Source organism: Microcystis sp. M113S1, assembly GCF_020246945.1.
Taxonomy (GTDB): domain Bacteria; phylum Cyanobacteriota; class Cyanobacteriia; order Cyanobacteriales; family Microcystaceae; genus Microcystis.
Genome location: NZ_JADBSA010000126.1, coordinates 1 through 10,790, shown reverse-complemented (window position 1 = coordinate 10,790; position 10,790 = coordinate 1). Strand labels below are relative to the sequence as shown.

General features: G+C 44.3%; 8 protein-coding genes and 1 pseudogene. 4 read left to right on the top strand and 5 right to left on the bottom strand.

Features of this window, described 5'->3' with window-relative positions; all coding sequences use genetic code 11:
* Positions 1 to 294 (top strand): zinc ribbon domain-containing protein (locus IM319_RS06475; RefSeq protein ID WP_287735053.1); only part of this gene is annotated, 294 nt, incomplete at its 5' end.
* A gap of 119 nt (positions 295 to 413) precedes the next feature.
* Here IM319_RS06475 and hpsO read toward each other — a convergent pair.
* The 4 genes from hpsO to glmM form a co-directional block, all read right to left on the bottom strand.
* Positions 414 to 1,583, bottom strand: a complete 1,170-nt coding sequence (hpsO, locus tag IM319_RS06470) for a hormogonium polysaccharide biosynthesis glycosyltransferase HpsO (protein ID WP_286827103.1) — start codon at positions 1,581 to 1,583, stop codon at positions 414 to 416.
* A complete protein-coding gene (gene hpsN / locus IM319_RS06465) occupies positions 1,580 to 2,575 on the bottom strand; it encodes a hormogonium polysaccharide biosynthesis glycosyltransferase HpsN (protein WP_287735052.1) in 996 nt (331 codons plus the stop codon). The genes hpsO and hpsN overlap by 4 nt, the downstream gene beginning before the upstream one ends.
* A 118-nt stretch (positions 2,576 to 2,693) precedes the next feature.
* Positions 2,694 to 4,421, bottom strand: coding sequence for a hormogonium polysaccharide biosynthesis protein HpsL (hpsL, locus tag IM319_RS06460; RefSeq protein WP_287735051.1), 1,728 nt, complete (start codon positions 4,419 to 4,421; stop codon positions 2,694 to 2,696).
* Positions 4,422 to 4,478: 57 nt separating this feature from the next.
* Positions 4,479 to 5,918 (bottom strand): phosphoglucosamine mutase, encoded by a 1,440-nt coding sequence (gene glmM, locus IM319_RS06455; RefSeq protein ID WP_287735050.1) that lies wholly within the window; start codon positions 5,916 to 5,918, stop codon positions 4,479 to 4,481.
* 366 nt (positions 5,919 to 6,284) lie between these two features.
* Here glmM and IM319_RS06450 point away from each other — a divergent pair, with 366 nt between their 5' ends.
* From IM319_RS06450 to IM319_RS06440, 3 genes are all read left to right on the top strand, one after another.
* Positions 6,285 to 7,226 (top strand): glycosyltransferase family 2 protein, encoded by a 942-nt coding sequence (locus IM319_RS06450; RefSeq protein ID WP_287735049.1) that lies wholly within the window; start codon positions 6,285 to 6,287, stop codon positions 7,224 to 7,226.
* A 304-nt stretch (positions 7,227 to 7,530) separates the two neighbouring features.
* Positions 7,531 to 8,940, top strand: a complete 1,410-nt coding sequence (locus IM319_RS06445) for a hypothetical protein (RefSeq protein WP_287735048.1) — start codon at positions 7,531 to 7,533, stop codon at positions 8,938 to 8,940.
* A 435-nt stretch (positions 8,941 to 9,375) separates the two neighbouring features.
* Positions 9,376 to 10,065 (top strand): PEP-CTERM sorting domain-containing protein, encoded by a 690-nt coding sequence (locus IM319_RS06440; protein ID WP_287735047.1) that lies wholly within the window; start codon positions 9,376 to 9,378, stop codon positions 10,063 to 10,065.
* 608 nt (positions 10,066 to 10,673) lie between these two features.
* Here IM319_RS06440 and IM319_RS06435 read toward each other — a convergent pair.
* Positions 10,674 to 10,790, bottom strand: a pseudogene (locus IM319_RS06435) (IS1 family transposase); the annotation flags it as partial.

Here is a 10,790-nt window from a genome sequence, read left to right as displayed (position 1 = left end):
TATAAATGCCGTTGGTATGGGAAAAATTACCTCGAAATAGATAGATGGTTTCCTAGTTATAAGCGGTGTAGTAATTGCGGGTATATTGCTGAGACAATGACGTTAAATGTTCGAGAATGGGATTGTCAAGACTGTGGGACGCACCATGACCGAGATATTAACGCCAGTAAAAACATTTTGGCCGCAGGACTTGCGGTGTCAGTCTGTAGAGCGACCATAAGACCAGAACAGAGTAAATCTGGGGCGGCAGGTGCGGAACCCCGCAAGGGAAAGAAGCAGAAACCCAAATCGTGAGGTTTGGGAATCACCGTCCGTTTTACGGCGGTGAGGATGTCAAAACCAGTTATCAGTGAGCAGTGAGCAGCTTTTTTCTTCCTGTTCCCCATCCCCCATCCCCCATCCCCTATCCCCCATCACCGAGGGAGTAATTGTTGATAGAAATCCAATTGTTTTTGAGCGAGGGCTTTATTAGTATAATTGGTCATTACTCTCTGATAACCCCTCTGGCCTAATTCTTGAGCGAAGCTGGGATTATCTAAGAGAGTTTGTATAGATTTAGCCAGTGCCTCCCCATCTTTTTCGGGAAAAATTAAACCCGTATCAGCAATAACAAAGGGGATTTCTCCCGAATCAGAACCAATAACAGGAACCTGACAGGCCATAGCTTCAATTAAGACATGACCGAATTGTTCTTTCCAACCGACGGCCGTTAAGGTTTTGACCTGATAGGTGATTTCTGAAGGCAAAACTAAAGTGTTCATCAGGTTAATATAATTAACTACTTGATCGTGGGGAACACTTTCCACTATCATCAAGCGATCGCTTATTCCTGCGGCTGTAGCTTCGCTGACTATTTTATCTTTCAGGATTCCCCGACCTAACAGTAATAATTTCCACTTACCTGTTAATTTAGCTACAGCTTTAATCAGCTTTAGAATGCCTTTCTCTTCCACAAAACGACCGATAAAACCAATCACGAATTCATCGTTTTCAATGCCTAAAGATCGGGCTAAATCTGGTTGCTTGCTGGGGGAAAAAAGAACTTCATCCACTCCTAATTGTGGTAAAACGGTGTATTTACCCCTGTAACCCCGTTCTTTTAAAACATCTACACCGTCCTGATTACCAGCGATTAAACCATCGGTATTTTTCAGGTTATAAGCTTCTAACCAAGAGATGGGAAATTTAGGAGTATAGGGAAGATTCCACCAAGTAAAAAATACATTTTTAGCCCGGAGATTTAAGAGACGATTCAGAGTAATAAATTGAGCATAAGCGAGAGATTTAGAACCCTGTTCCACTTGAATAATATCAGGTCTAAATTTTTGCAATAAAGGAATTATATCAGTGCCAAAAGTTAATAAAGCTTGGTTATTCTGGCTAAAATTAGAGATAGGAATGACTCGGAAATTGTCGGCTATTTTCGGTTGACTTTCAATGATTTTATTTTGGACTCCTCCCGGTTGCCAACGTTGGGGAACAACAATAGTAACTTCAATATTGGGATTTAATCTTGTCAGGGCGCGCAGTTTCTCACAGTTGAGATCAACGACATAGGTATGACTAGCGACTAAAATTTTCATAGATGATCTAGTTTTGTATAAATTTGGCCATCATTCCAGAGGGACTTTACTTGAGTTTTCAGAGCATCAAGAAAACCTAAACTATAAAAAATTCCCCTAGAGAGGATTTTAATCGGGGAACCACCCTTATTACAGGGAGGATTGCCAAGAACGTGACAATCAAATAATTTAGCGTAGAGTCGCAATTGTTGAGCGGGAGTGAGATTTTTCAGGGCCATCAGAAAGTGATTATGATAAAAAGTCGTCTGATAACTCAAAGAACGAGTGCTAATATCATGACAGCCGCCGGTTTCTTCGCCTAAATGAACCAGATAAGCGGTGGGATCGTACCATACATGATAGGGAGTCTGGCGTAACCTTAAGCAAAAATCCGATTCCTCGCGCACGGCACTGCCACGAAAGCGTTCATCGAACCAAATGCCGTATTTCGTAAATATATCCTTCCGGAAAGACATATTACAGCCCCGGGCCGAGATTACCTGCTGGGGTTTAGTGGTGTGGACAAGATCGATGTAATACCAAGCAATGCCCGGATCCATGGCTTGGGGGGGTAAAAAGTCGATTTCGTAGGGTTTGCCGGTATCTGTCGCCATTTTTTGGGAGTCACCCAATTTCATGCGATCGAATACCCGACCTGCCACTACACCTATCTCAGGGTTCTTGACAAAATTCTCACTATGTGCTTTGAGATAATTATCCGGTAGCCGCACATCATCATCGATAAAAAGAACGATATCGCCTTGGGCGCGACGGACTCCATAATTTCTCGCACCGGGTAAACTCGCCCAATCCAGCCGATACCAGCTAATTTTGTGCTGATTAGCCAGATTTTCCAGATAGGATTGTATGGCGGGGCTGTGGGTAGCGGTCTGGTCGATAACTAATACCTCAAAATCGGGGTAATCTTGTTTGAGTAGGTCATCGAGGGTATCTTTAAGAGGCTCTTCGCGTCGATAGGTGGGTATGATGACAGAAATCGAAGGAAAATTCATAGCAGGGGATAGGTAGGGATTAGGGGATAGGGGATAGGGGATAGGGGATGGGGGAATTTCAACTAAAACCCCCCGCAACGCGCACGCAGTGACCCCCCTAAAACCCAAAACCCATATTTTAAACCAAAGAAACACCTTTGCGTTTAAAATTTAAGCTCTTTTTGGAGGATTTTGTTTCGGTTTCTCCCGCCAGAATTTTGGCTTCTTTTTCCTGTTTTTCGATCACGGGTAATCTAAAAATTACGCCCGCAAATATCCAGTAATAAACGCCCACAGGATCCGTATCGAGGGCATACCAATAGGGAAGATAGGCAACAAAGAGCAGCAAAACCCAATAACTACCGGCAAAACCTCGCAGAGTCGGATCTTTGAGGGAACGATAGGTGCGGAAGGCCAGATAAACTAGATGGGTCATGAATATCATGTACAAGGCAAAACCAATGTATCCCAACTCGAATAAAACTTTACTGTGATAGGTTTCCACAAAGGAAATATCACCGAAAACCCTAGCAGAAGCTGTGGCCACACCGAGTCCACGACCTAAAATACCGCCCTGATTACGGATAGCAAAATCCAACTGTTCTTGAATAAAAGCGGTGGGGGGAGCCTGTTGCCAACGCCTGACGGCACTATCGTAGCGTTGTTGGACAAAATCCGGGTTAAGGAAAGAAAAACCGATAGCTAGAAGTAAAGCGGCGGCAAAAATGATCGGCAAAAATCTTTTTAAGTTAGCGATTTGTCCTGTAAGAATCGTCATCAGACCAATAATCATCGGTACAGCAAAGAAAGCTAATCTTTGCCCAGAGACCACTGCATTAATAAAAACTAGAGTTAAACCCACTAGGGCTGCTAGTCGCCATTTTTGGGAAATTTCACTAAAGGCACTGGCATAACAAATCACGGCACTAGAGACCAAAAACCAAGCCCAGTGCCAGGGGGAAACAAAGGTACCTGGTAGGCGGATCATATTCACTTCCGGACTATACACTAATGCCCCACCAACCAAACACCTTGCATCTAAGGTGGCTTTAAATAGTGTATCAGCCACGTAGCCTCTAGTTCCTACACAACGACCGGTTTTCAGCATCCAGTATTGCATTAGTCCTAGGACACAACAAATAATTACTAAAGTCACTAAGAGACGACTAAAAAATAATAGGGTCGGTTTGTCTTTGATTAAGTAATAAGTGCAGAAGATCAAGGGGACATAACCTAGCAAAACTTTGAATCCTAATAGTCCTTGCAGAAAAGGCTCACTTTCCCGACAGGGAACCCCAAAGAAAAAGCCGTTTCTGAAAACTCTCAGTCCTTCTACAGATGCACAAGTAGGCAGAAATTGTCTCTGCAAATTGACGGCTAATAGACAGACTACACAGAAAACAAAGATTAATAATAGGGTTGTACCTAATTGTTTCGGGACAATAATCGGTAATTGCTTTTTTCGACATTCTAAAACTAAGGCGATTAAAGCGGGTAGATAAAAGATATCTTTACTGATCTGCAGGATGGGACTACCTCCCAACCAATAGATAATAGTGCCAGTGAAGGGGACATAGATAATAAATACCCAAAGAGCCATGCGAGGATAGCTAAAGGAGAAAACTCCTAAAATCAAGACTAAACTTACTGCAGATCCTATCTTGGCATCAAATAATAAGCTGAGGGGTAATCCGAGCAAAATTGCTACACAAATGGCAAAAACAATTAACCCCGTTAATTTTTGTTTCTTTTGCCTTTCTTCTTTTTTGAGGGCAAGTTTCTCTTTGATGTTAAGCGGGGGACTATCAGCTTTTGTTTGGCCCTGTTTATGCTTTTTTTTCTGGCGATCGATACTTAGTCCGGTCATAATTATCCCTTGCTACGCTAGGCTAAGGGCATTATAATCCCTGTCCCCCTCGATCGACTACAAAAGATAGTTTCGCACCGCTTCCACTAGCCTTTCTGTCCAAAAATTGGCTAATTCTAGGGTTTCTGCTTCCACCATCACCCGAATTAAGGGTTCTGTCCCGGAAGCGCGCACCAAAATTCTGCCTTTTTCTGCCATAGCTGTCTCAGCTTTGAGGATTTCTCGCCGCAAAGGTTCACATTGCTGCCAATTACGTCGCACTTCTCTATCTTCCACCCGCACATTGCGTAAAATCTGCGGATAGGTGACAAAGCTATGATCGACTAAGTTAGCCAAGGAAACCGCCGATTTCTGCACTAAAGCCGCTAAATGTAGAGCGGTTTGCATTCCATCCCCGGAAACCCCGTAATGATGGCAGAGGATATGACCGGATTGTTCACCCCCTAGCATGGCTCCAGTTTCCCACATTTGCGCCTGAACGTGCTGATCGCCCACGGCAGTCCGCAATAATTGACCCCCCAGTTTTTGCCAAGCGCGTTCAAAACCTAAATTAGCCATCACCGTTGCCACTAATAACCCATCCGGTAGCTGTCCGGCTTCTAAGAGGGAACGACCCCAAAAATAGAGGATATAATCGCCATCTACTACTCTACCTTGACTATCCACGGCCAGGACCCGATCGGCATCGCCATCGAAGGCAAACCCTAAATCCGCTTGCTGATTAATCACCGCCGCCTGTAAGCTTTCTAAATGGGTAGAACCACAATTAACGTTAATGCGATCGCCATCGGCTCGATCGTGTAGGCAGATAACTTCCGCCCCCAAGGTTTGGAATACTAAAGGTGCTAGGTTAACGGCTGCCCCCCAAGCTAGATCCAAAACTATTTTTAATCCCGATAGGTTAATATCCTTCCCGACGGAAGCAATCACAGCTTGATAGTATTTTTGGATTAATTCGGGACAAAAAGTCGCTTTTCCCCAATTTACTGAGTTATCCGCTAATTCTAAATTGCCCCTTAAACCCGCTTCTATCTGTCCGGCTAAAGTGCCGGATAATTTTAAACCGCTGCTGTCAAAAAATTTAATGCCGTTGTCTTCGGGAGGATTATGACTGGCAGAAATCATGATCCCCCCCATCGCTTCGCTTTCTCTGGTTAAATAGGCGACGCAGGGAGTGGGACATAATCCCAGTTGCCAGACTTCTATTCCCGCCCAAGTTAAACCAGCAGTGATAGCATTGGCTAACATATCACTGGAATTACGCGAATCTTGACCGATAATCACCGGTTTGGTGACACCAGCCTGATTTTTAAATACCTGTCCTGCCCAAAATCCGATTTGTAGTGCTAGGGGGGCAGTTAATAATTCTCCCACTTGGCCGCGAATTCCGTCCGTGCCAAACAGGGGGGATGGCGGTAATTCGATTAAACCCGTTAAGGATAACAGGGGATGCGATCGAACTTTTTGTCCATTTTGATACGATAGAGAAGCTACCATGGGCGATTCCTTTCCTCACACAACACACTCAGAGAATAACATGATCACCGATTTTTTCAAATCAATGTTCCCAGTTGACCTTAATCCTCCTTCCGGGGTTCCTTACAGTGTGGGGAAGTGGAGAAGTGGGGAAGTGGAGAAGTGGAGAAGTGGGGAAGTGGAGAAGTGGAGAAGTGGGGAAGTGGGGAAGTGGGGAAGTGGGGAAGCTGTCTCATCACCTTATCACCCCAAAACCCTATCACCCCAAAACCCCAAAACCTGACGACCGCCGAGTGCCTCCTGAATAAAGATTGTTGATTTTTGCAGGAGGTCTAATCAAGGAACCGAGGTTATTTGGTAAGCTGAAACGGTAATCTTGACCCCCGAATGCCCGTGCTGATTAGTGTTGTTATCCCTACCTACAATCGCCAAGCAATTTTAAAAAAATGTTTACTAGCCCTAGAAAATCAGCGTTTAACCGATAATAAAGTGGAAAACTACGAAATAGTCCTTGTCGATGATGGCTCTACCGATGCGACGATCGCTTGGCTAGAAAGTCACAAAGGCAATTTACCCCATCTGCAACTGTGGCAACAGGATCACGGCGGACCGGCGATCGCTAGGAATCTGGGGGTAGAAAAAGCTAGTGGTGATACGATTATTTTTATCGATAGCGATCTGGTAGTGACAGAAAATTTTTTGCAAGCCCACGCCGACGCTTTAACCGCCGGGGCAGAAAGTCTCGGCAGCGATTGCTTATTTACCTACGGCAGTGTCATTAATACCTGTAACTTCGAGCATCCCACCAGTGAACCCTATAAAATCACCGATTTCTCCGCCGCCTATTTTGCCACGGGCAACGTGGCGATCGCCAAAAAATGGTTATTAGCGGCGGGATTATTTGATACCCAGTTTCAACTCTACGGTTGGGAAGATTTGGAATTAGGGGTGAGATTGAAGCAATTAGGACTAAAATTAATCAAATGTCCTGAAGCCGTCGGTTATCATTGGCATCCCCCCTTTAATCTCGCTCAAATTCCCAATCTCATCGATAAGGAAATTCAACGGGGACGAATGGGAGTGCTTTTTTATCAAAAACATCCCACCTGGGAAGTGCGGATGATGATTCAAATGACTTGGATTCATCGACTGTTGTGGGGTTTACTTTCCCTGGGGGGAACCCTGAATGAACGCAGCCTCTCCCCTCTGTTACAATGGTTGATCGATCGAGGTAAACCGCAATTAGCCCTAGAAATTGCCCGCATTTTTCTCAATTGGTACAACGTGCGCGGCGTTTATCAAGCTTATCGGGAAATACAGCTTCAGTGAAATGTCTTGCCGAACACCACCGACGGCGTTTCTCACAAAGACGAGGTATGACTGGATTTGACATCGACAACCGACTCCCTAAAACCAGAGACTTTGTACCTCACCATCGAGATAACTGCCCTAAAGGTGAACATTTGCCGATAAAAAACTGAATATTTGCTTTCTTTTTCTGATAATTGCTGCCACAATCAAAAGCAATCGGCATAGAGAGCGGCGGAAAACACTGACCACATTTGCCCCTTGTGAATTATTCTCTGAGATTGGGCATATTAGAAGTAAATTTTCCTATAGGAGGAATCCCATAATGAATATCTTCGATATTTTAATCGGTTTTGTCGGTGGAGGTGCGATCGGGGGTGGGGCTTTATATGCCCTCCAAGAGGGAAAAATCAGGGAAGCACTACAGAAATATGCGAAAATTCGGACGGATTTAGGTGAAACCGAAGCGGAGTTAAAAGACAGCAAAGAACAGTTAAAACTACTCGCTCTCTCCGAAGAACGGATTCGCAATATCGAAGCCACCTATAGAGAAGAAGTGGCTAAATTGCAAAAAGAGTTAGAAGATAGCCAAGGACGTTTGCAAGAGATAGCCAGCGCAACTCCCGCTCAAGCCGTGGAAGTCGCCGATAAAACCCAAATTCAGCAACTTCAACAGGAATACGAAGCTAAAATCGAGGAATTGCGCCAAAGCTATCAAAGTCAAATACAAGAGATCATAGACGGGAAGCAAGGGGAAATGGAAGCCCTGCGTCAAAGTCAACAGGAGCAGATTCTAGAATTAGAAAAGGGCTATCAGTCGCAAATTCAACAACTAGAACAGGGTTATCAAAGCCAACTGTTGGAATTACAAAACGCCCGCCAAGCAGTAGTGGATGATCGAACCACTGAAATCGTCGAACCCTGGGATGATTTCCCCGATAGCCCCAGTGCCGAAGAAATAAATCCTTTTGATGATTTTATCACCGAAGAAACCCTAGTATTGGAACCAGAATTTGCCCCTGAAACGCCCCTAGAAACGCCTGTTTCAGAATCAGAATTCAGCAGTGAGATGAATCCTTTTGATGGTTTTATCACCGAAGAAACCCTAGTATTGGAACCAGAATTTGCTCCTGAAATGCCCCTAGAAACACCAGTTTCCGAGGAGACATTTGACGGTTTAAACAGCAGAGAAGAAACCTTAGTTTCCTCAGAAATGACTGAGAGCGAAGATTTTCCCGTCATGGAAGAACAAGCAATCTCTGACTGGGAGATGTCCGCTGCTGAGATAGAATTTCTCAACAGTTTAACATTAGAGGAAGAAACGAGAACTATCGGTAGTCTAGAAGAATTATCGGGGAATTACGGTCAGATTCAAGAAACCGTTAGCAGTGACACCATTTTCTCTGATTTATTAGCCCCCGACACCGAAAAATTCGCTGATAACCAAAATTTTCTAGATGACTTATTTGCTGATACCGATGACAGCAATAACCCCGAATTATTCGATTATTTTGCGGAAGAAACCCCTACAGTTGCATCTAACCGCCAAAATGTTGCTTCTGTTGCGAGTGACCAAGAAGAACTAGATTTCTTTCGTATGTTGGATAATGAAGAAATGGCTAATCTAGAATCCTTACCTTCTGACGAAGAACTGCCCCTTGATGATCTATTTAGCGATGATTTATTCTCGGATGGGGACAATAGCAAAACCACGAGGCTAGAATCTCATCAGTAGGCAGACTGCCCGCTATGAAGGCAGAAGACAGAATTTCTTCCCCAGCCGATTTCTGGCTTCTGACTTTTTTAATGGGACTTAGGCGTTTTCGGTCAGCAAAAAAGGCTTAAACCATTACGGGACAAAGGGTTAACCTCGATTTATGATTTTCCTTGATATATCTGGGTTTCAGCGATTTTGGGCTTGGTCGAAGTAAATCCCAAGCGGGGATTGGAGTTTAGGCTTTTCTCGATTCTCGATTTGTTTTTTGTCTAAGTCCCACTAACTGCGTCACCAGATGGGCGTTTTCCCCGTGTCCCCCGATTCCCATACCATAGAATAGTAAAAAAATCTACATCAAAAGTAGTGGACATTGGCAAAAAAAACAAATACGATGTAGAAGGATGCGTTGTATCCTTTTGACTGTACCTAGCCTTTAACTAAGGAGAGCTTCCAATGGAATTCGCTATTAAAACCCTTGTTTTATCCACTGCCACTTTTGGCTTAATGTTGAGTGTAACACAAAACGCCCAAGCCGCAACTCTAATTCCTGGAGTCACTGCCTCAACGAATATAACCGGACAGAGTTCGCCACTATGGGATCTAAACGATACCGTCAACGGCAACGGGCTGCCCAGTAACACTCCGAGTCTGACGGGAGTTCACGTTCCGTCGAATGCAGGTAATTCTTGGCGGTCAGACACAAACCCAACCCTGGGTTCTACAGGTACTATCACTTTTAATCTCAATGGTAGCTATCATCTATCTGGGTTTACTTTCTGGAACCTTGGTGGTAGTAGTGACGCTCTTACCCGTCAGGGAATTAACAGTGTGACGATTCAATACTCCAACAACGGTGGAACAACTTGGAGTACCCTGAGTGGCGCTCCTACTTCCTTTACCCAAGGAAATTTTGGTTCCCCAGCTACCAATCAGAACCCGCAGACGTTCAGTTTTGCCTCAGTCGCCGCGACTAATGTTAGATTTACTAATCTGAGTAACTTTGGGGGACTTCCCGCCACGAGCGATCGCATCGGCTTCTCAGAGATTCAGTTTGCTGCAGGAACCAAAATCCCCGAACCTTCTTCCTTGCTTGCTCTGTTAGCCTTTGGTTTAGCGGGTGTTAGTTTGGGAAAAAGAATTTAACTTAGTGTCAGCAGAAGTCCCTCGCTTTTAGCGATGGGATGAATGCCCAACACATAGACAATTCTCAAAAACCGATGCTCCGATAAACAGATCTTGACCACTATTCCTTAAGCGATAACCGAGCTTCGGCCGGTCCTGTTGCCAGGAAAAGTATGGGTCTTAGGCACTAGGACGGATGCCGGGGTCGGGAAGGCAAGACTGGCTATCTTTCGAGGTAGAAAGCGCATCCTATTGAAGCAGGAAGCTCTCAACGACCTCGATAGTGGTTCACGAAAGTAATTCCCGATGTCGTTGACCAGGGAATAACGGGTTTGCCGTTTAACCCGCTCCCTGCTTAATCCGAATGACTAAGCTTTCAGGCTTTTAAACAGGTTTGAGTAAGTTTAGTTGAGCGGTGCTGTCCCCGTGTCTCCCTATTCCCGTAACATAAAACAATAAAAAAACTGTATCAAAAGTAACAGACACGGTCAAAAAAACAAATAAAATGCACTGGGGTGCATAGCACCAACTTAACTTGACCTAATTCTATTTAAGGAGATTTCCCAGTGAAACTCGCTATTACACCTCTTGCTTTATCCACTGTCGGCGTTGTCAGATGTAAAGATGAATCAAGCAAAAGTGTAGGGAACTGGAACATCCTTAAACTTAAGGTAATGAATTAGAAGCGGTAGGGAATTTTCTAACATTTTGACACATTTTGAATAGCAGAGAGTCTGACGATGAAG

What these genes read in the sequence shown, in the direction of transcription:
- IM319_RS06450 (WP_287735049.1), top strand. Translation starts at nt 6,285, where the DNA reads ATGCCCGTGCTGATTAGTGTTGTTATCCCTACCTACAATCGCCAAGCA.
- IM319_RS06445 (WP_287735048.1), top strand. Translation starts at nt 7,531, where the DNA reads ATGAATATCTTCGATATTTTAATCGGTTTTGTCGGTGGAGGTGCGATC.
- hpsL (WP_287735051.1), bottom strand. Translation starts at nt 4,421, where the DNA reads ATGACCGGACTAAGTATCGATCGCCAGAAAAAAAAGCATAAACAGGGC.
- glmM (WP_287735050.1), bottom strand. Translation starts at nt 5,918, where the DNA reads ATGGTAGCTTCTCTATCGTATCAAAATGGACAAAAAGTTCGATCGCAT.
- IM319_RS06440 (WP_287735047.1), top strand. Translation starts at nt 9,376, where the DNA reads ATGGAATTCGCTATTAAAACCCTTGTTTTATCCACTGCCACTTTTGGC.
- hpsN (WP_287735052.1), bottom strand. Translation starts at nt 2,575, where the DNA reads ATGAATTTTCCTTCGATTTCTGTCATCATACCCACCTATCGACGCGAA.
- hpsO (WP_286827103.1), bottom strand. Translation starts at nt 1,583, where the DNA reads ATGAAAATTTTAGTCGCTAGTCATACCTATGTCGTTGATCTCAACTGT.